Consider the following 19,480-nt stretch of genomic DNA (forward strand, 5'->3'; position numbering starts at 1 on the left):
GACGGTGAGTCGGCCTGTAGGCGGGGTTCTGTCCGCCCCGAAGGGCGTGGTGGCCATCCATCTCAGCGGCCTACCTGGGGACTGCCCCGGGTTACCGGGGCGGGCGGGCCGCCCGCGTCCCACGTTCGGCCTTGCTCCGGGTGGGGTTTACCGAGCCGGCCGGGTCACCCCGACCGCTGGTGCGCTCTTACCGCACCGTTTCACCCTTGCCTGTTCGGGCTCACGCCCGCCATCGGCGGTCTGCTCTCTGTTGCACTTTCCTTCAGGTCGCCCTGACTGGCCGTTAGCCAGCACCCTGCCCTGTGGAGCCCCGACCTTCCTCGACACGGTGCCCGTCCGAGGACGGGCCCGTGGCGCGGCCACCCGGCCGACTCACCGTCCCGACCAGTCTGCCAGGTCGACGGCCGTTTGCGGGCCGGCCCCCCACCTGCCCCGCATCCCACCGTGTCGCCCGTCGCCGACCACCCCCCTCGATAGGGTGGCGGCCATGGAGACATCGGACGGTCGGCTCCCCCTGGAGGAACGACCCGACGCGCTGTCCATCGCCGCCCTCTACCGTCATGTCCAGGCCGCCATCGGCGCGGCGTTCCCACGGGGCCACCCCCAGTGGGTGCGCGGCGAGATCCAGAGCATCACCGATCGCACGGGGCACTGCTACATGGACTTGGTCGACCCCGACGCGCAACGCGGCCGCGACACCCCCGTGCTCAAGGTCAACTGCTGGGGCCGGACCTGGGGCCCGCTCAAGGCCGCGCTCGGCAGGCAAGGCGTCGTCCTCGAGCCCGGAATGGTGGTGTCGTTGCGGGGCCGCGTCGAGTTCTACCCGCCCAAGGGCCAGGTCAACTTCATCGCATCCGACGTCGATGTCACCGCGCTCCTGGGCCGGCTCGCGGCGCGCCGGGCCGCTCTGCTGCAGGCGCTCGAGGCCGAGGGCCTGTTGCGCCGGAACCAGTCCCTTCCCGTACCCGCCGTGCCCCTGCGGGTCGCCCTCGTGGCCAGCCGCGGCTCGGAGGGGTACAACGACTTCGTCGGTCAGCTGGTGGGGTCGGGGCTGGCGTTCTCGGTCGTCCTCTACGGCGCCAACGTCCAGGGCACGGGGGCGCCGGCGTCGGTGGCGAGGGCACTGCACGGCGCCTCGGGGTCGGGGTGCGACCTGGCCGTGCTGGTGCGCGGGGGCGGCTCGCGCGGGGACCTCGCCGCCTTCGACGCCGAGCTCGTGGCCCGCGCCGTGGCCACCATGGCGGTCCCGCTGTGGACGGGCATCGGGCACACCGGCGACCAGTCCGTCGCCGACATCGTCGCCAACCGGGCGTTCGTGACGCCGACGGCGTGCGGGCAGGAGCTCGCCCGCCTCGTGCGCGAGTGGTGGGAGTCGGTCGTCGGGTCGGGCGCGCGCATCGCACGGTCGGCCGGCGCGGTCGTCGACGCCGCGGCCGGGCGTGACAGGAGCGCGCGCCTGCGGCTGGGCAGCGCCACTCGCAGCCAGCTGCACCGGCACGCCGAGCGCCTGCAGTCGCGCGTCGGCACCGTCACCACCCAGGCGCGCCGCCAGCTCGACACCGCCGGTGCATCGGTCGACCGCCGGGCCGCGCGCCTCGGCCCGTGCGCGCTCGGCCAGCTCGACCGCCAACAGGACCGGACCGTCACCTGGCGCCGTCTCCTGGCCGCCTACGACATCGAACGGCAGCTCGAGCGCGGCTACACCATCACGGTGCGGCCCGACGGCCACGTCGTGCGGTCGGTGAACGAGCTGCAAAGGGGTGCGGTGGTGATCACGAGGTTCGCCGACGGCCGGGCGCGCTCGGCGGTGGAGTCCGTCGAGGCCACTGGGTCGCACGACTCGACGCACGAGGAGATCGGATGAGCACAGACGGACGCGACCACGCCGGGACCGATGCTGAGCCCCCCGTCGGGGAGCTCAGCTACACCGCCGCCAGTCGGGAGCTCGACGGCATCGTGGAGTTCTTCGAGAAGAGCGAGGTCGACGTCGACCAACTGGTCGCCCGGCTCGAGCGGGCGACCGCCATCGTGGACGAGCTCGACCGGCGCATCCGGCGCACCCGTGCCCAGGTCGAAGAGCTCGTCCCCAAGCTCGAGGCCGTCGGCCGCGCCGCCGACGAGGGCCGTCCCGGGCCCGAGGATCCCGGCCCGGCCGGCGCCGACGCCGGCGCCGGCGACGAGGACGAGGACGAGGACGAGGGCGACGTCGAGGGGGAGCAGCTGCCGTTCTGAGCATCGTGTGGGCGGCGGGTCCGCCGACGGGCCGTCAGGCGGCGGCCAACCCCACCGGCAGCTCGGCGAGGCCGCGCAGCGTGATGGCGTCGCGGTAGGCGACGTCGTCGCCACGCAGCTCGATGGCGGCGAAGCGCGTGAGGAGGCGGCTGAAACAGACCTGTCCCTCCAGGCGGGCGAGGGATGCGCCGAGGCAGAAGTGGATGCCACTGCCGAAGCTCATCGGCGGCCCCTCGTCGCGTCGCAGGTCGAGGCGCTCGGGGTCACGGAAGCGCCGAGGATCACGGTTGGCCGCTCCCAACAGCGTCATGACGTTCTCACCCGCACGGATCGTCTGGCCTGCCATTTCGACGTCGCGAGTGGCCGTGCGGCCGTCGAGCTGCACCGGGCTGTCCCACCGCAGGAGCTCCTCCACCGCACGCTGCACGGCGGTGGCGTCGTCGACCCACGACCGCAGGCCGGAGAGCTCGTCGGGGTGGCGCAGCAGCGCCAAGAGGCCGTTGCCGATCAGGTTGGTGGTGGTCTCGAAGCCGGCCGCGAACAGCAGGATGGCGGTCGAGACGACCTCGTCCTCGGTGAGGCGGTCCGAGCCGTCGGACACGGCGATGAGCTCTGACAGCAGGTCGCCCGCGGGCCGCCGCCGGCGCTCGGCGACGAGGTCCCGGAAGTAGTCCTCCATGGTGATGCGCGACGCCCGGGCGCCGCGCAGGTCCTCGAGCCCCGACATGGGCTCGAGGATCACCGTCGCCGCCCGCACGAGGCCCTGGAACCGGGCGCGGTCGGCGACCGGCACGCCGAGCAGCTCACCGATCACCGCCACCGGGAGCGGGAAGGCGAGCTCCTTCATCACGTCGACGGCGTCACCCCCGGCACCGCGTTCGGCCATCGTGTCGAGCAGGCCGTCGCACAGGGCGATCACGCCCGGTCGCAGCGCTTCGACCGTGTTCGGGGTGAAGGCCCGGGCGACCAGGCCGCGCAGGCGGGTGTGATCCGGAGGATTGAGGGTCAGCATCGACTGCCGGCGTCCGAAGAACTCGGTGAAGTCCGCGATCTCCTCGGCCGGGATCCCCCACCGGGCGGTGCGCATGCGGATCAGCTCGTCGTGGTCGGACTCCTTGCCGAAATGCGGGACCCGCAGCACCTGCTGGCAGTCCGCATAGCGGGTGACGATCCAGCTCCCGATGCTCGACCGGAAGATCGGCGCGTGCTCCCGGATGCGGGCGTAGCGGGGGTAGGGATCGGCGCGCCCCGCCGGCGTGGCGAGCAGCGCCACGAGCTCGGCGTCGAGGTCGACGGGCCCGGCGACCGTCGGACGGTCGGCGGCGGGCCCGTCCGCGACGACAGGCCCGGCCGGGGCGAGGGGGGCGACGGGGTCGGCCATGGTTCAGTGGATCCGACGTTCGCGGTCGCGCCAGTAGGGCTCGCGCAGCTCGCGCTTGAGGACCTTGCCCGACGGGTTGCGCGGCAGGGTGTCGACGACGTCCACCGAGGTGGGGCACTTGTAGTGCGCCAGGCGCTCCCGGCAGAAGGCGATCACCGCCGCCTCGTCGAGGGTCGCGCCCGGGGCGGCCACGCAGACGGCCTTCACGGTCTCGCCCCACGTGTCGTCGGGGACGCCGATCACCGCGGCGTCGGCGACCCCCGGCGCGGCGAGCAGCACGTTCTCCACCTCGGCGGGGTAGATGTTCTCGCCGCCGGACACCACCATGTCCTTGATGCGGTCGTGCAGGAAGAGGTAGCCCTCGTCGTCGAGGTACCCGGCGTCACCGGTGCGCAACCAGCCGTCGTCGCCGATGGTGCGGGCCGTCTCCTCGGGCTTGTCCCAGTACCCGAGCATGTTGAAGCCCGAGCGGGTGCGGATCTCGCCCACCGCGCCCGCCGGCACCTCGGCCCCGGTGTCGGGGTCCACGACCTGCAGCTCGACGCCGGGCAAGGGCTTGCCCGCGGCGCGCAACAGGTGACGACGAGGGCCGGCCGGGTCATGGTCGTCCTGGGCCAGGCGGACGATGGCGCCCGTCGTCTCGGTCATGCCGTAGACCTGGGCGAAACGGCACCCCAGGACGTCGATGCAGCGCGCCAGGACGTCCTCGGCGATGGGGGAGGCGCCGTAGTAGACGGTGTCGAGGCTCGACAGGTCGGCCTCGGCGACGGCCGGCGTGGCCAGGAGCAGCATCAGCACCGCCGGCACGAGGAAGGCGTGCGTGATGCGCTCGGCGGCGACGAGGCGCAGCAGCTCGACCGGGTCCATGTCGCGCAGGATGACCGACGTGCCGCCGCGCGACATCCCGCTCAACGCCCATCCCGAGCCCCCGATGTGGAACAGCGGCATGGCCACCAGGCTCACGGTCCGGTCGTCGATCTCGAAGGCCTCCCCGGCGGCCTGCTCGAGCATGCACCGGATGTTGGCGTTGGCGAGCATCACGCCCTTGGGGAGCCCGGTGGTGCCCGACGTGTACAGCTGCATGGCCACGTCCTGCGGTCCGCCCTCGTAGCCGGGGTCGGCCGCGGGCCGGTCGGCTCCCCAGTCCTCGTAGCCGACGCGGCGAGCCAGGTCGGAGGCGCCGCCGATGTCGGCGTCGGCCTTGGGGTCGCCGAGGACGACCACGCGCGACACCGAGGGGAGGCCGCTGTGCATGCCGGCCAGGCATGGCACGAGCTCGGGGTGGACGACCAGCACGGTGGCGCGTGAGTCGTCGATGACGGCGGCCATCTCGGGTGGTGCGAGGCGCCAGTTGACGGCGACGTTGACCGCGCCGGTCAGGGCCCCGCCGAAGAGGACCTCGAAGTACTCGAGCCCGTTGCGATCGAGGAAGGCGACCCGGTCGCCGGGCCCGACCCCGTCGGCCTGCAGCGCCTGGGCCACACGGCAGGCCTGGTCGTGGTGCTGTGCCCACGTGACGGTCCTGTCGCCGAACCGGAACATGGGCCGCTCGGCGTGCTCGGCCACGTTTGCCCGGAACATGCCGGCCACGCTGGAGTGTCGCACGTCTCCCCCTCCCCACGAGCCGCCGGTGGCGACCACCGGGCCCGCCCCACTGTAGGGCGGGGCCATGGCGGCGTGGCACCCCGGCGAGCGGCCGGGGCCCGTCGGGCCTCTACCATCGGGCGCATGCCGGACGACCGCCTCTACTTCCGCCAGCTGCTCTCGGGACGCGACTTCGCGCCCGGCGACCCCGTGGCGGGCCAGATGGTCAACTTCTGCTACCTGATCGGTGACCGCCAGACCGGCGAGGCCGTGGTCGTCGACCCGGCCTACGACGTCGGCGCCCTCCTCGACGTGCTCGCCGCCGACGGCATGCGGTGCACGGGTGTGCTCGCCACCCACTTCCACCCCGACCACGTCGGCGGGGACCTGATGGGCTACCGGATCGAAGGCATCACCGACCTCCTCGCCGCCGTGCAGGCGCCCGTGCACGTGCAGCGCGACGAAGCCCCGTGGGTCGTGCGGGCCACCGGCGTGGGGGAGGGCGACCTCGTGCAGCACCACAGCGGCGACGTGGTGCGGGTGGGGGAGGTGGACATCGAGCTCGTCCACACGCCCGGCCACACGCCCGGCAGCCAGTGCTTCCACGTCGACGGGCGCCTCGTCTCGGGCGACACCCTGTTCCTCGACGGGTGCGGGCGCACCGATCTCCCCGGAGGCGACGCCGAGCAGATGTACGAGTCGCTCACCACCCGGCTGGCGCGCTTCGGGGACGACACCGTCTTGTACCCGGGGCACCTCTACTCGCCCGAGCCCTCCGCCAGCCTGGGGGACACCCGCCGGCGCAACTACGTCTTCCGTCTGCGCTCACCCGAGCAGTGGATGACGATGTTCGGCTCCTGATCGCCCGTCGCGTGGCCCCGGGGCCCGGCCTTGGCGATGTGGGGACGGCCTCGTCACCCGCCGGGCGCGGGCTTGTCCAGGATGGCGAGCATCTTCTCCTGGGTGTCCACGATCGCCTTCTGACGCTCGACGATGTCGTGGGTGGACAGGTCCCGGAGGATCGCCAGGATCTTGTTCTGCCCCTCCAGGATGTCGAGCTGGTGCGTCGCCATGGCGTGCAGGGCGATCAGGGTCTCGTGGTCGGCCACGGCGCGGGCGTCGCTGGCGGTCTGCGCCCGGTTGGCGCTCACCTGCAACGAGACCATGATCGACAGCTGGGGCAGGTTGAGGATCGTGAGCAACAGCGGCCACGGCGTCTTGTCGAACCCGACCACGTTGCCGGCGAAGAGCCACACCACGATGGACACGGTGATGAACAGAAAGACCCACATCGACCCGCAGAAGGTGTTGACGGCGTCGGCGATCTTGTCGAGGACCCGGTTGCCCCGCACCTGCCTCGACACCACCAGCTGGGGCTTGTGGAGGTGCGGGGCCCGGCGGATGGCCTCGGCGGCCTCGGCGGCATGCTCGGCGGCCGCCGCCCCCCGCCCGGTGGTGTAGATCCCCCGGCGCACGCGGGTCGGTGGTGTCCCCGGGGCCGGGGCGTGCTCCTCGGTGGTGGCGGACTTTCCCATTGCGGTCTCCTCCGGGCCGGGTCACGCCGCCGAGGGGCGGTGGACGACACCACTTCAGCACCTACGGCCCCGGCGTCGCGCCATGGCCGCCCCGGCACCGGCACCGCACGCCGCGGGCGCCGCGTACCGGGGGCCGCGCACCCGGGCCGCGCACCCGGGGCCGCGCACCCGGGCCGCGCACCCGGGGCCGCGCACCCGGGGTCGCGCACAGGCTGGCGCCGCCCGCCGCCCCGGTAGGGTCGTGCCCGCCCATGGTGCCTGACCCGAGCTCCACCATCGCCGTCGTCGGCGCGTCCCTGGCCGGCCTGCGCGCCGCCGAGTCCCTGCGCGCCGCCGGCCACACCGGGACCATCACGCTCATCGGCGCCGAGCCGCACCTGCCGTACGACCGCCCGCCGCTGTCGAAGCAATTCTTGGCGGGCACGTGGGGCCTCGACCGGGTGCTGCTGCGGCCGGCGGACAAGATCACCGCCCTCGGCCTCGACCTTCGCCTCGGGCACCACGCCGGCGCCCTCGACGTGGAACGGCACACCCTCGAGCTCGACGACGGCGCCGTGGTGCGGTTCGACGGCCTCGTGCTCGCCACCGGCGCCCATCCCCGCCACCTCCGCGGGGCGCCCCCGCTCGCCGGCGTGCACACGTTGCGCACCCTGGAGGACTCCATCGAGCTCGGACGGGTGGCCGCGGTCGACGGCGCCCGCGTGGTCGTGGTCGGGGCGGGGTTCATCGGGTCCGAGGTGGCCGCCACCTGCCGGGGGCGCGGGGCGAGCGTCACCGTGGTCGAGGCGCTGCCCGAGCCGCTCGCCCGGGTGCTCGGCGTCGAGATGGGCGCGGCGTGCGCCGCCCTGCACGCCGCGCACGGCGTCGACCTCGTGGCGGGGACGGGCGTGACGGGGTTCGAGGACGCCGGTGGGCGCGTGCGCGGCGTGCGGCTCGACGACGGACGGGTGATCGAGGCGGACGCCGTGGTCGTCGGCATCGGCGTCGTGCCCACCACGGACTGGCTCGAGGGCGCCGGGCTCGAGATCGACGACGGCGTGGTGGCGGACGCCACGCTGCATGCCGCCGACGACGTGGTGGTCGCCGGCGACGTCGCCCGCTGGTTCGACGAGACGCTCGGCGCCCACATCCGGATCGAGCACTGGACCAACGCCGCCGAACAGGGGGCCACCGCCGCTCGGAACCTCCTCGCCGGCCGGGCCCAGGCGGCGCCGTACGTCTCGGTCCCGTATTTCTGGTCCGACCAGTACGACGTGAAGATCCAGGTCATCGGGCACCCCGGCCCCGACGACGAGATCGCGGTGGTGGACGGGTCGACGGCCGAGCGCCGCTTCGTGGCCCTCTACGGCCGCCAGGGACGGTTCACCGCCGCCCTCGGCTTCAGCCGTCCCCGCCAGCTGATGGGCTACCGCCCCTTGCTCGAGGCGGGGGCGAGCTTCGACGAGGCTCGGGCACACCGGCCGGGCTGAGCACCGCCGCCGAGCGCACCGTGCCGGGGCCCGACGGGCCCTGCGGCGCGGTCGACGGTGCCGCCGTCGCCGGCCGGCGCCCCGCCTCCACGCGTCGGCGCGGCATCCGGCTGCGCATGACGCGCATCGACGCCAACAGCCGCCGGCCGTCCTCGGGCCCGGGATGGCGGCCGCCATAGGCGCTCGCCTCCACGACGCCGGCCAGGGCTTGCCACGTCCCGGACGGGTCGCCGGCCACCTCGTCGATGGCCGCCGCGTACTCCGTCAGGGTCTCGCCGGGGCGCCGCGCCCGCCCGGCGCGCCGTCCCGCCGCCTCGATGCCCCGGGCGGCCTGTGCCGCCCAGGTCCGCGGGCGGCGCCGGCGCCGCCGCAGCGCCAGGGTCGTGCCCGCCCCGACGCCGACGACGAGCCCGATGGGCAGCCACGGCAGCCGGGAGAGCACGCCCGCCGCCTCGTGCACCAGCGTCGACCCCGGCGAGGGGTTGGCGAGGGGGACCACGGCGGTGGGGTCGAAGCTCCGCCATCCGTAGCCCGGGAACCAGACCTGGACCCAGGCGTGGGCGTCGCGGGCCTGCACGTCGTACAGGTCGGTGATCGGGTTGTAGGGCCCGGGGACGAATCCCACGGCCTCGCGCGCCGGGATCCCGATCGACCGCAGCATGACGGCCATGGCGGTGGAGATCTGCTCGCAGAAGCCGGTGCGGTTCCCGAACAGGAACTGGTCGACGGTGTCCTGTCCGGGTCGCAGCGGCGGGATGTCCGTGGCGTAGTGGGTGTGCGTGGCGATCCAGCCGATGAGGGCCTGGACCTTGTCGTAGGTGGACGGCGCGCGGGCCGCGACGTTCTCGGCCAGCGCCTGCGCCCGGGCGATGCCGGGCGGCAGCTGCAGGTACCGCGCCCGCAGGCCCGCAGGGTCCTGTGCCGGCCCCGGCGCGGCGCGCAGCTGGTCGGGTGACGGGGTGCTCACGTAGGACTGCACCGTGTAGATGGCGCCGGGCCCGAGCCCGATGGGGGAGATGAGCGTGCCGGCGTCGGTGGAGAAGAGGTCGCTCGACGGGAACCACACCTCGTGCGCGCTGTCGGCGTGGAACACGAGGTTGGGCGACGACTGCACGACGTAGAAGGTCTGCAGGTCGCTCTGCGCTCCCACCGGGGCCCGGTCCGGGCCGGGGATGATGAACGGCGATCCCGCCGTCAGCTGCGACGTCCCGTGCTGTGTCGCCTTCCAGCTGGTGCCGTCCCAGGCGTCGAAGGTCTCTCCCACCCAGTACGACGGGCGCTGGGCTCGCACCCGCATGACCACCGTGTCGCCGAGCCCGCCCCGAAGCGCGGTGTCCAGGCGGTTGGCGAAGCCGAGGTATCCCCCCACCCGGCTGGCGCCCGCCCGGCTCCCCGGCTTGGCGAGCTGCGCCACCCGCCCGTCGCCGGCCAGACCCCCCGGGATCGGGATCTGCGAGCCCGGCCCGGCGTTGGCCGGGAAGTCGATGCGGCCGGCCACGTGCGGGGCGGGCATCACGACGAGCACGGCGGTGCCCGTCACGGCGACCGACGCGAAGGTGGCGACGAGGCCGCGGGCGCGCAGCCGGCCCCCGTGGCTGGCCGAGCTCCACATGGCGAGCAGGCCCACGAGGCCGAAGGCCAGCCACGCCAGCACGTACGCCCCGAAGGCGATGTCGATCGCCTGGGCGGCGGCGACGGCCATGAGGCTCGCCGACCCGGCCAGGGAGAAGGCGAGGTCTCGTCGGGCCGGGACGTCGAAGGCATGCGCCACCTGGACCCACACGAACAGCACGGCGAGGGGGTTCTCCACCGTGCTCACGTCGTAGATGGCCTGGCCCGTGAGCTGGCGGAAGAACCACACGAAGGCGAGGACGGCCGCCCCGGCGAGGATGGGCTTGATCCACCCCATCGGCCGCTGGCGCGTCCGGTACGACAGCACCATGCCCAGGACGACGAGCGTCGTCGAGGCCACCGCCACGCCCCACGACAGCTCGCCCTCGGCGCGGCACGCGGCGATGCCGGTCACCACCGCCCCCGCGCACGCCAGGCGCAGGGTGATCGAGTGCTCGGGTGGGCCCGGACGGTTGGCGCGCCTGACGGCGTCGAGCACGCTCACCGGCGCCGCGACGATCCCGGGGAGATGCCGGCGGTGTCACCGGTCCGGACGCCCGTGGCCGCGCCGTCGGCCTCGGCGACGGCGCGCGCCAGTCGCCGCCCCGCCGTGCGGCGGTCACCGACGATCGCCACGGTGCGGCCGTCGTCCTCCGTCGTGACGAGGAGCACCGGTGTCCCCCGGTCGACGAGCGCCACGACGGTGCCGAGGGCCCGTTCCGCCACCCGCTCGGCGGCCTCGGGGTCGGCCGGGAGTCGCACGTCCACGGCCAGGGGCTCGGCGGTCGGCCCCTCCATCTCGCGCACCATCAGCTCGCCGCTGTGGGCCGTGCCCGGCCAGTGCACCCAGCGCCGGTGGTCACCGGGCCGGTAGGGGCGGACGCCGCGGGGCTCGCCCACCTGCACGGGGGCCCGCTGCATGCCCTCGCCGGCGGTGTCCTGGCGCCCGCGCGGCAGCGGGAGCGGCCGGCCCAGGCGCGGCCCCACGTGGAGGTGGCGCGGGAGCTCGACCACGCGGGTGCGGCGCCACCACAGCAGGCCGAAGGGAGCGGCGCTGGCGAGCTCCACCACCACGCGGCGGTGCACCCCGCGCCCCTCGGGCAGGAGCGTCAGGGGCTCGGTCCCGGGTCGGCCGGGCTCGCCATCGCCGGCCAGCGCCCCACCGGGTGCGTGCCCCGGTGCGCCCCGGTGCGGGCCGCCCGGCCCCACGAACACCTCGGGGCCTGGGGGGTCGAGGGGCGTGGCCCGGACCCGCGTGGTGGTCGCCACCGTCAGGTCGGCCGGCAGGCCGGCGGTGGCGTCGGCGGGAGCCTCCACCACGGTGATCCGGGCCCGGGCGACCACCACCGCCGGCGCCGCCAGCCCGACGAGCAGCACCCCGGCGAGCAGGTCGCCCACGGCCTGGACCCATCCGGCACCGCTGTTGTGGGCCACCAGCCACCACGCCAGGAGCACGCCGGCGCAGCTCACCAGGGGGCCGAGGGGCCGGATGGGGCGCACCCCGCGTCTGCAGCGGCCGCCGCCGCCGCCGGAGGAGCGGGGCCGTGCGGCCCGCCCGGTCACGGGCGGGGGGCGGGAGTGGTGTCGAGCAGCGCGCGGACCACGACGACGCCCTGCTCGACGCCCCCGTCGGTGAGGAGGCGGTGCGCCAGGCAGGCGACGCCCACCGCCTTCACGTCGTCGGGGGTCACGAACGGGCGGCCCGACAGCACGGCGTGGGCCTGGGCCGAACGGATGAGCCAGATGGCGGCGCGCGGGCTCGCACCCAGGCGGACGCCGGTGGCGTTGCGACTGGCGCGGCACAGGGCCACGGCGTACTCGGCGATGGCCGGCGCCACCTCGACGGACTCGGTGGCGCGTTGTGCGGCGAGCCAGCCCTGCGTGGTGCACACCGGGCGCAGCTCCTCGAGCGCGAACCTGCCGCCGCTGTGGCGCACGAGGCGCGCCTCGGTCTCCTCGTCGGGGTAGCCGATCGCCGTCGCCAGCGCGAACCGGTCGAGCTGGCTCTCCACGAGCGGGTACGTGCCGAGCTGGGAGAAGGGGTTCTGCGTGGCGATGACCAGGTGCGGGCGCGGCAGCGGCCAGGACTCGCCGTCCACGCTCACCTGCTGCTCCTCCATGGACTCCAACAGGGCGGCCTGCGTGCGCGGCGGGGTGCGGTTGAGCTCGTCGACCAGCACCACGTGCGCGAACACCGGGCCCGGGCGGAAGTCCCAGGTCCCCGCGTCGGGGGAGAACACCGACACGCCCGTGACGTCGGACGGCAGGAGGTCGGGGTGTCCCTGCACGCGCGACAGCTCGGCCCCGAGCGACACCGCGAGCGCCCGCGCCAGCACGGTCTTGCCCACGCCCGGGACGTCCTCGATGAGCAGGTGGCCGCCCGACAGCGCGGCAATGGCGGCCGCCGTGAGCGCCCCGGGTGTGCCGAGCAGGACCCGGCTGAGGTTCTCGACGAGGTCGCGCCCGAGGCCGATGGCGGCGTCGAGGTCGGCGGCGTCGTCGGGGAAGGGGCCCTCGAGCATGCCGGCGAGCGCTCCCACCTGGGGGCCCACACCCGCGCGCCGGCCCCCGGCCACGCCCACGGGGCTGTCCGAGGTCCCCTGCTGATCCCCGAAGTGGGCGCGCTCCATCAGGTCCACGTTATCGGCAGGCCCGCGGCCGTACTGTACGCACCACCAGGGACAACCCCGCTGACGTGGGCACAACTCGGCCCGCGGTCAGAACTCCAGGGTGGACAATTCGGGCACGGCGCGCAGGGCCCGCTGGCGGGCCGCCAACCAGCGCTCGCGCGCCGCCGCCCGGCGGACGTCGCTCGTCGCGGGCTCGACCACCGCCGAGGGCCGCCAAGCGGCGGCCACGTCGGCTTCGTCGGCCCACGTCCCGATGGCCATGCCGGCGAGGTAGGCGGCGCCGAGCGTGGTCGCCTCGGTGACCGGCGAAATCTCCACGGGTCGGCCGGTGGCGTCGGCCAGGGCGCGCACGAACGTGGGGTTGGCCGACATGCCCCCGTCGACGCGCAACGAGGCGATGGTCATGGCCGTGTCGGCCTCCGCCGACTCGAGGAGGTCCGCGCCGCGGTGTGCCACCCCTTCCAGCACGGCGCGCACCATGTGGGGACGCCCGGTGCCGCGGGTGATCCCGACGAAGGTCCCGCGTGCCCCGAAGTCCCAGGCCGGCGCCCCCATCCCCAGCAGCGCGGGCACGAACCACACGTCACCGGTGTCGTCGCACTGCACCGCGACCCGGTGGGAGTCCGCCGCGCTGTCGATGATGCCGAGGTCGTCGCGCAGCCACTCCACGCACATGCCGGCGGAGAGCATGACGGCCTCGACGCCCCAGGTCTTCCTGCCCGACCGCTGCCAGGCGACGATCGGGAACGTCCCGGCGCCGCCACGCCGGGCGAAGCGGGGGCGGGTCTCGCCCACGCAGAGGTCGAGCATGCCGCCGGTGCCGAACGTGGCCTTGGCCATGCCCGGCCGCGTGCACCCCTGCCCCACGAGCGACGCCTGCTGGTCGCCGGCGATGCCGCAGATCGGCGGCGCCCCGGGCAGCGCGCTCGCCGCCCCCACCGCGCCCGACGAGTCGACGATGGCGGGGAGCACGCCGCGCGGGATGCGCAGTGCCTCGAGCATGGCGTCGTCCCATGCCGACCCGTCACCGCCCACCATCCCGGTGATCCCGGCGTTGGTGGCGTCGGTGACGTGGACGGTTCCCCGCGACAGCGTCCACGCCACCCACGTGTCCACCGTGCCGAAGCACAGGTCGCGGGCGCGCTCGGGATCGGCCATGTCGAGGAGCATGGCGAGCTTGGTCGCCGACTCGTTCGGCGCCACCCGTATGCCCTGGTCCCGGAGGGCCAGGCAGGTGCCCACGGTGCGCAGGTCCTGCCACCCGATGCCCGGGCCGACGGGTTCCCCGCTGACGCGGTCCCACACGATGGTCGAGCCCCGCTGGTTGGCGATGCCCACGGCGTCGACCGGGCCACCGGCCTGCACCACCGTGCCCGCCACGTCGAGCACGGCGGCCGCCATGACGGCCGCGTCGAACTCGACGAAGCCCGGCGCCGGCGACGAGGGCAGCACCGGCACGTGCCGGACGTGGGCGACGGTCCCGTCGGGCTCGACCACCCCGGCGCGGACGCCCGAGGTGCCCACGTCGACCACGAGGATGCTCACGACGCCCGCCCTCCTACCGGTCGCGCCGGCTCACGGCCAGTGGACCTCGCCGAAGGGCGAGGGCAGGCCGAGCTTCCCGGGATTGAGGATGCCGCGGGGATCGAGCGCGTTCTTGAGGTCGACGAGCACGTCGAACGCGCCTCCCAGGGCCTCCGCCACGAACCGCCCCCGGTTCAGGCCGATGCCGTGGTGGTGGCTGATGGCCCCCCCGTGGGCCCGCACGGTGTCCATGACGACGCGCCACGCCGCCGCGTAGTAGCGCTCGGCCCAGGCGTCGGCCGCGTCGATCCCCGACGGGTCGTCGTCCGGCGGGTCGTCGCCCGGCGGGCCGTCGGTGCCGGCGGCCTCGGGCATCCGCCCGGCGAAGGTGAAGTACAGGCAGGCGCCGTCGACATAGGCGTGCGACTGGTGGGCCGACGCCGCCAGGGTGCCGTCGAGGTCCTGCAGCGCGGCCACGCAGGCGGCGTAGATGCCCGGCAGCGACGACCAGCGCGCCGCGATCTCGATGGTGTCGACCACGATGCCGGCGCGGTACAAGGGGGCCAGCGCCGAGACGTCGTTGCGGTGCCCCACCCACCGCTGCACGAGGGCCTCGTCGAGGGCGGTCGCGCCCCCCGACGCGCACTCGGCCTCGACGATCCGCAGCGTGGCGTCGAGCAGGCCCTTGTCGGCCTCGTCGAGGACCACGAGGACGCAGTGGTCGCCGGACTCGAAGTTCCGGGCCGACTCGACGTGGTCGTAGAGGCGCAGGACCGCCGGGGTGCCGCCGCGGCGCAGGATGCGCCGGCAGGCGTCGAGCCCGTCGGCGAAGCCCGGAAACCCGAACGCCCGCCGGCCTTCGGCGGCGGCCACGGGGTGGAGGCGCAGCTGCGCCTCGGTGATCACGCCCAGGACCCCCTCGGAGCCGACGAACACCTGGGTCAGGTCGGGGCCCACCGCGGCGCGCGGCCCTGTCCCCGAGGTGCGGATCAGGCGACCGTCGGCCAGGGCGACCTCGAGCCCGGCCACCATGTCCTCGATCTTGCCGTAGCGGGTGGAGTACTGCCCCGCGCCGCGGCAGGCCACCCAGCCCCCGACGGTGGACAGGTCCATCGACTGCGGCCAGTGGCCGAGCGTCGTGCCCGTGGCCCGCAGCGCCACCTCCAGGTCGGGGCCGAACGTGCCGGGGCGCACGTCGGCGAGCAGCGACGTCGTGTCCACGTCGACCACGCCCGCCAGGCCGCACAGGTCGAGGGCCACGCCCCCGAACACCGGGACGCTGGCGCCGCACACCCCGGAACGTCCTGCGATGGCCGTCACCGGCACGCGGGCGTCGTGGCAGGCGGCGAGCACCGCGGCCACCTGGTCGGCATCCGTGGGCCGCGCCACGGCGCCCGGACGGGCCGGCACCGCGCCGCGCATCGCCCACCGGATGGCGAGCGGCCACCAGTCGCGGCCGGCCTCGGTGCGATCGGCGTCCTCGACGGTGACGTGGGCGCACACCGACCGCAACCGCTCGAGCAGGTGGTCGCCCACGGGCACGCGCGGGCCGAGCAGGTGGTCGGTGACCTCGCCGGGGGCGGCGTCGACCGGTGTCACCGGGGTGGGCACGGTCGTCATGGCACGGTCGTCATGGCACGGTGGGCACGGTCGTCATGGCACGGTGGGCACGGGGTCGAGCCCGGCCCGGGCGAGGTCGCGGCGCGCCCGGTCGGCGAAGGTGGCCGCATCCACGGCCGCGTCAGCGGGGTCACGTCCCCACTCCGGGGCCAGCAGCTCGGCGACGCCGGGCGCGGCCTCGGCGGCCGCCACCGCCCGGCGCAGCACGGCACGAGTCCGGCGGGCCAGGACGTCCTCCACGGTCATGGCCATCTCGTGGCGCGCCGCCCACAGCGCCTCCACGCGGAGATGGGGAAGGCCCGGGACGAGCGGCTCGAGCAGCTCGGGCCGACCCGACGCCAGCTCGAGCACCGCGGGCGCCTCGCCACCGTGGCGGGCCACGAGGGCGGCGAAGACGTCCTCATCGATCCCGAACCGGGCCGCCGCCGCCGGCCGGCGCAGCTGCTCGAGACCCGAGGCGCCGCGCAGCGCCAGGTGCTTCGTCGGACAGCGGCGCGCGCCGGCGGGGGCGCCGGGCCCCAGGCGGCGCACCACCACGTCCATGGTGTCCTGCGCCATCCGGCGGTAGGTGGTGAGCTTCCCGCCGGTCACCGTGACCATGCCGTGCGGTGACACGCGCACGGTGTGGCGCCTCGACAGGTCGGCCGTGCGGGCACTGACCCGGTGGCCGTCGGCCGGCGCCAGCAGCGGGCGGAGCCCCGCCCATACCGCGGTGACGTCGGCGCGCTCGAGCGGGCGCGTGACGACGCCGTTGGCGGCGCCCAGGACGTAGTCGACGTCCTCGGGAAGGCAGGCCGGGTCGTCGAGCGGCCCGTCCCAGTCGGTGTCGGTCGTGCCCAGGTACACGTCGTCCCCGTCGGCCCACGGCACGACGAACACCGACCGCCGGTCCTTGGGCACCGGCAGGACCGCGGCGATGTCGGCGGGCAGCTTCGACCGGGACACGGTGACGTGGATGCCCTTGGCGGGGCGGATCGAGTGGGGGTGCGACGGCTCCTCGAGCGCGCGCAGGTCGTCGGCCCACACGCCGGTGGCGTTGACGACCACCTGGGCCCGCACCTCGAACTCCGGCGCCGGCGCCGCGCCGGTCCCGGAGGCTGCGCCGGTCCCGGGCACCGCCGGGCGCACCCGGGCGCCGCGCACGGCGCCCGCGTCGTCGGTGACGAGACCCGTCACCTCGGCGTAATTGACCACGACGGCGCCGTGGTCGAGCGCGGCGGTGCGGGCGACGGCCAGGGTGAGCCGCGCGTCGTCGACGCGCGCGTCGTAGTACAAGAAGCCCGCCACGAGGCGGTCCGTGCGCAGCGTCGGCAGGTGCGCCAGGGTCTCGGCCCGGTCTATGCGCCGGTGGCGCCGCCCGATGCGCAACCCGCCGGTGAGGTCGTAGAGGGTCAGGGCGGTCGCGTAGGTCCGGGCGACGCTCTTGTTCACGATGCCGTCGCGCCCGAACAGCGGGATGAGGAAGGGGAGCGGGGCGACGAGGTGGGGTGCGTTCTCGAGCAGCCGCTGGCGCTCGTGGAGCGCTTCGTAGACGAGCCGGAAGTCGCGCTGCTGGAGGTAGCGCAGCCCTCCGTGCACCATCTTGGAGGACTTCGACGACGTGCCCGAGGCGAAGTCGTGGCGTTCCACCAGCGCAGCGCGCAACCCCCGGGCGGCGGCGTCGAGGACGACACCGGCGCCGGTGATGCCACCGCCGATCACGAGGACGTCGAAGGTCTCCTCCTCGAGCCGGCGAAGGGCCTCGGCCCGGTCGAACCCGCGGTGTGCCGACGGGGAGGAGGCGCGATCCGGCGGCATCGGGCCAGCCTGCCACAGCCGCGCCCGGGACCACCCCGCCGCGTCCCACCGACGCGTGGGTGCCGGCACGGTGGGACGTAGAGTCCCCGACGATGCGCGAGGGCACCCCGCCGTCCGCCTCGACACCGGGCCCCGCCAGCCCCCCGCCCAACGCCTCTACGAGCGGTCCGGCCACCGGCCCGTCCCGGACGACAACGGCAACCGCTCCGCCAGCTACTGGGGGGAGAAGGCGCTCGGTCAGGGCCCGGCGTGAACGGGCGCGGCGGCCACCTCCGGGTGCCACAGTGGGAGAACCGGGTGCCCGCAGCGCGACATTTCAACAATGGTTGTCAAAAAACAATCGTTGGTGATAGGGTCGGCGACGCCATGCGCCCCCCCGACGAGATCACCGCCCTCTTCCGCGCCCAGGGCCGGAAGGTGACGGCGCAGCGGCAGTGCATCTTCCGCCTGCTGCAGGGGGACGTGAGCCATCCCACCGCCGAGACGATCCACGCCGCGGCCAGGGCGGAGATGGAGACGATCTCGCTCAAGACCGTCTACCAGACCCTGCACGAGCTGGCCGCCATGGGTGAGATCGCCGCCCTCGACCTCGGCACCGGGACGACCAGGTTCGACCCCAACGTGGACGGCGTCCACCACCACCTGGTGTGCCGTGGGTGCGGCAAGGTGCGTGACCTGCACGCCGACTTCAGCGCCGTCACGGTGCCCGTCGGCGCCGACGAGGGGTTCGACGTGGGCGAGGCCGAGGTCGTGTTCAGAGGGCGCTGCCGCCAGTGCCGCGCCCGTGGGAGCCGCCGAGCAGGCCGCCGCGGCGAAGCACCCGTCACCGTATGAGGGCGGGGCGCCGGGTTCCCCCGAGCGCGCCCGGCCCGCGATTGTCCAGACAAGTAGAACCGATGAAGGAGAAAGGGAGCACCGTGCCCGCACTGAAGGGATCCCAGACCGAGAAGAACCTGAAAGAGGCGTTCGCAGGTGAGAGCCAGGCGAACCGCCGGTACCTGTACTTCGCGCAGAAGGCCGACGTCGAGGGCTATCCGGACGTCGCCGCGTTGTTCCGCTCCGTCGCCGAGGGCGAGACGGGGCACGCCTTCGGGCACTTCGACTTCCTCCGCGAGGTCGGGGACCCGGTGACCGGTGTGCCGGTGGGCCCGACGGCGGACAACCTGAAGTCCGCCATCGAGGGTGAGACCTACGAGTACACCGAGATGTACCCGGGCTTCGCCCGCACGGCGCGCGACGAAGGCTTCGCCGACATCGCCGACTGGCTCGAGACGCTGGCCCGCGCCGAGAAGAGCCACGCCGGCCGCTTCACCGAGGGCCTGAAGGCCCTGACCTGACCGGAGGCGCCGGCGACATCCGGCGATCCGCCGCACATCGGGCCGGCCCGGTTCGTCCGGGCCGGCCCGGTTCGTCCGGGCCGGCCCGATGATCTCCACCGGCACCCGCTCCACCGAAACCAAGGACGTTCCCCCATGGACGGCACCCCCCGCACGCTCACGCTGGACGACATCGAGGACTTGCGCGCCTATGAGCGCGGTCGCGAGGACTACCGGCGGGCGGTGATCGAGCTCAAGCGTCGCCGCCGCGTGACGGTGGGGCCGATCGTGTCGCTCGTGTTCGAGAACCGCGAGACGGTGCGGTCACAGGTCCAGGAGATGGCGAGGGCCGAGCGCATGGCGTCCGACGAGCAGATCCAGAAGGAGCTCGATGTCTACAACCCCCTCATCCCCGGGCCCGGGGAGCTCTCGGCGACGCTGTTCATCGAGCTGACCGGCGAGCACCTGCTGCGCCGGTGGCTGCCCCGGCTCGTGGGCATCGAGCGCTCCGTCGTCCTCCGGCTGACCGGGGGGTCGTCCGACGGGGGCGAGGAGGTGCGCGCCGAGCCCGAGGCCGCCCACGAGGAGGCGCTCACCCGGCCCACCGTCACGGCGTCGGTGCACTACGTGCGTGTCTCGCTGAGCCCGGACCAGGTGGAACGTTTCGCCACCGGGCCCGTCGTCCTGGTGATCGACCATCCCGAGTACCGCCAGGAGGCCGAACTGCCCGACGAGGTGCGGGCCGAGCTCCTCACCGACCTCCGCGGTTGACCGCCGGCCA

At 74.6% G+C, this 19,480-nt stretch carries 17 protein-coding genes and 1 other RNA gene; 8 read left to right on the forward strand and 10 right to left on the reverse strand.

The window, feature by feature from the left end:
* Window position 1: 1 nt before the first annotated feature.
* Window positions 2-375: RNase P RNA component class A (gene rnpB / locus VMV22_09315), an RNA gene on the reverse strand.
* A gap of 112 nt (window positions 376-487) precedes the next feature.
* On the opposite strand from rnpB, the gene xseA reads away from it, so the two are divergent.
* Window positions 488-1,864 (forward strand): exodeoxyribonuclease VII large subunit, encoded by a 1,377-nt coding sequence (gene xseA / locus VMV22_09320; protein HUY22528.1) that lies wholly within the window; start codon window positions 488-490, stop codon window positions 1,862-1,864.
* Window positions 1,861-2,232 (forward strand): hypothetical protein, encoded by a 372-nt coding sequence (locus VMV22_09325; GenBank protein HUY22529.1) that lies wholly within the window; start codon window positions 1,861-1,863, stop codon window positions 2,230-2,232. The genes xseA and VMV22_09325 overlap by 4 nt, the downstream gene beginning before the upstream one ends.
* A 34-nt stretch (window positions 2,233-2,266) precedes the next feature.
* Here the strand turns inward: VMV22_09325 and VMV22_09330 are convergent, their stop codons facing one another.
* Window positions 2,267-3,613 (reverse strand): cytochrome P450, encoded by a 1,347-nt coding sequence (locus tag VMV22_09330; protein HUY22530.1) that lies wholly within the window; start codon window positions 3,611-3,613, stop codon window positions 2,267-2,269.
* 3 nt (window positions 3,614-3,616) lie between these two features.
* Window positions 3,617-5,284, reverse strand: coding sequence for a long-chain-fatty-acid--CoA ligase (locus VMV22_09335; protein HUY22531.1), 1,668 nt, complete (start codon window positions 5,282-5,284; stop codon window positions 3,617-3,619).
* A gap of 57 nt (window positions 5,285-5,341) precedes the next feature.
* Here VMV22_09335 and VMV22_09340 point away from each other — a divergent pair, with 57 nt between their 5' ends.
* Window positions 5,342-6,058, forward strand: coding sequence for an MBL fold metallo-hydrolase (locus tag VMV22_09340; GenBank protein HUY22532.1), 717 nt, complete (start codon window positions 5,342-5,344; stop codon window positions 6,056-6,058).
* Window positions 6,059-6,111: 53 nt separating this feature from the next.
* On the opposite strand, the gene VMV22_09345 is transcribed toward VMV22_09340, so the two are convergent.
* Entirely contained in the window at window positions 6,112-6,732 is a 621-nt protein-coding gene (locus VMV22_09345) for a hypothetical protein (protein HUY22533.1), read from the reverse strand.
* A 251-nt stretch (window positions 6,733-6,983) separates the two neighbouring features.
* On the opposite strand from VMV22_09345, the gene VMV22_09350 reads away from it, so the two are divergent.
* Window positions 6,984-8,201: an FAD/NAD(P)-binding oxidoreductase gene (locus VMV22_09350; protein ID HUY22534.1), complete on the forward strand. Its 1,218-nt coding sequence runs from the start codon at window positions 6,984-6,986 to the stop codon at window positions 8,199-8,201.
* On the opposite strand, the gene VMV22_09355 is transcribed toward VMV22_09350, so the two are convergent.
* The 6 genes from VMV22_09355 to VMV22_09380 form a co-directional block, all read right to left on the reverse strand.
* Window positions 8,113-10,317, reverse strand: coding sequence for a transglutaminaseTgpA domain-containing protein (locus VMV22_09355; protein ID HUY22535.1), 2,205 nt, complete (start codon window positions 10,315-10,317; stop codon window positions 8,113-8,115). The two genes, VMV22_09350 and VMV22_09355, sit on opposite strands and share 89 nt — an antisense overlap.
* Window positions 10,314-11,312 carry a DUF58 domain-containing protein gene (locus VMV22_09360; GenBank protein ID HUY22536.1) on the reverse strand — a complete coding sequence of 333 codons (999 nt, stop codon included), beginning with the start codon at window positions 11,310-11,312 and terminating at the stop codon, window positions 10,314-10,316. Before VMV22_09360 ends, VMV22_09355 begins: the two co-directional genes overlap by 4 nt.
* A gap of 59 nt (window positions 11,313-11,371) precedes the next feature.
* Complete coding sequence (locus VMV22_09365) at window positions 11,372-12,442, reverse strand: AAA family ATPase (GenBank protein ID HUY22537.1); 1,071 nt, start codon at window positions 12,440-12,442, stop codon at window positions 11,372-11,374.
* A gap of 87 nt (window positions 12,443-12,529) precedes the next feature.
* The gene (locus VMV22_09370) at window positions 12,530-13,987 is read right to left on the reverse strand and encodes an FGGY-family carbohydrate kinase (protein ID HUY22538.1); all 1,458 of its coding nucleotides are present in this window, start codon (window positions 13,985-13,987) and stop codon (window positions 12,530-12,532) included.
* Between the two features lie 30 nt (window positions 13,988-14,017).
* Window positions 14,018-15,586 (reverse strand): FAD-binding oxidoreductase, encoded by a 1,569-nt coding sequence (locus tag VMV22_09375; protein HUY22539.1) that lies wholly within the window; start codon window positions 15,584-15,586, stop codon window positions 14,018-14,020.
* Window positions 15,587-15,619: 33 nt separating this feature from the next.
* Window positions 15,620-17,383, reverse strand: coding sequence for a glycerol-3-phosphate dehydrogenase/oxidase (locus VMV22_09380; protein ID HUY22540.1), 1,764 nt, complete (start codon window positions 17,381-17,383; stop codon window positions 15,620-15,622).
* Window positions 17,384-17,453: 70 nt separating this feature from the next.
* On the opposite strand from VMV22_09380, the gene VMV22_09385 reads away from it, so the two are divergent.
* The 4 genes from VMV22_09385 to VMV22_09400 all read left to right on the forward strand — a co-directional run bounded on the left by VMV22_09385 (window position 17,454) and on the right by VMV22_09400 (window position 19,470).
* On the forward strand, window positions 17,454-17,636 hold the full coding sequence (locus tag VMV22_09385) for a hypothetical protein (protein HUY22541.1): 183 nt from the start codon (window positions 17,454-17,456) through the stop codon (window positions 17,634-17,636).
* Window positions 17,637-17,749: 113 nt separating this feature from the next.
* Entirely contained in the window at window positions 17,750-18,217 is a 468-nt protein-coding gene (locus VMV22_09390) for a transcriptional repressor (protein ID HUY22542.1), read from the forward strand.
* Between the two features lie 62 nt (window positions 18,218-18,279).
* A complete protein-coding gene (locus tag VMV22_09395) occupies window positions 18,280-18,720 on the forward strand; it encodes a rubrerythrin family protein (GenBank protein HUY22543.1) in 441 nt (146 codons plus the stop codon).
* A 135-nt stretch (window positions 18,721-18,855) separates the two neighbouring features.
* Entirely contained in the window at window positions 18,856-19,470 is a 615-nt protein-coding gene (locus VMV22_09400) for a DUF3501 family protein (protein ID HUY22544.1), read from the forward strand.
* The last annotated feature ends 10 nt before the right edge of the window (window positions 19,471-19,480 follow it).

This window comes from Acidimicrobiales bacterium, from assembly GCA_035531755.1.
GTDB lineage: Bacteria > Actinomycetota > Acidimicrobiia > Acidimicrobiales > UBA8190 > DATKSK01.

What these genes read in the sequence shown, in the direction of transcription:
- xseA (HUY22528.1), top strand. Translation starts at nt 488, where the DNA reads ATGGAGACATCGGACGGTCGGCTCCCCCTGGAGGAACGACCCGACGCG.
- VMV22_09325 (HUY22529.1), top strand. Translation starts at nt 1,861, where the DNA reads ATGAGCACAGACGGACGCGACCACGCCGGGACCGATGCTGAGCCCCCC.
- VMV22_09330 (HUY22530.1), bottom strand. Translation starts at nt 3,613, where the DNA reads ATGGCCGACCCCGTCGCCCCCCTCGCCCCGGCCGGGCCTGTCGTCGCG.
- VMV22_09335 (HUY22531.1), bottom strand. Translation starts at nt 5,284, where the DNA reads ATGGCCCCGCCCTACAGTGGGGCGGGCCCGGTGGTCGCCACCGGCGGC.
- VMV22_09340 (HUY22532.1), top strand. Translation starts at nt 5,342, where the DNA reads ATGCCGGACGACCGCCTCTACTTCCGCCAGCTGCTCTCGGGACGCGAC.
- VMV22_09345 (HUY22533.1), bottom strand. Translation starts at nt 6,732, where the DNA reads ATGGGAAAGTCCGCCACCACCGAGGAGCACGCCCCGGCCCCGGGGACA.
- VMV22_09350 (HUY22534.1), top strand. Translation starts at nt 6,984, where the DNA reads ATGGTGCCTGACCCGAGCTCCACCATCGCCGTCGTCGGCGCGTCCCTG.
- VMV22_09365 (HUY22537.1), bottom strand. Translation starts at nt 12,442, where the DNA reads ATGGAGCGCGCCCACTTCGGGGATCAGCAGGGGACCTCGGACAGCCCC.
- VMV22_09375 (HUY22539.1), bottom strand. Translation starts at nt 15,586, where the DNA reads ATGACGACCGTGCCCACCCCGGTGACACCGGTCGACGCCGCCCCCGGC.
- VMV22_09380 (HUY22540.1), bottom strand. Translation starts at nt 17,383, where the DNA reads ATGCCGCCGGATCGCGCCTCCTCCCCGTCGGCACACCGCGGGTTCGAC.
- VMV22_09390 (HUY22542.1), top strand. Translation starts at nt 17,750, where the DNA reads ATGCGCCCCCCCGACGAGATCACCGCCCTCTTCCGCGCCCAGGGCCGG.
- VMV22_09395 (HUY22543.1), top strand. Translation starts at nt 18,280, where the DNA reads ATGAAGGAGAAAGGGAGCACCGTGCCCGCACTGAAGGGATCCCAGACC.
- VMV22_09400 (HUY22544.1), top strand. Translation starts at nt 18,856, where the DNA reads ATGGACGGCACCCCCCGCACGCTCACGCTGGACGACATCGAGGACTTG.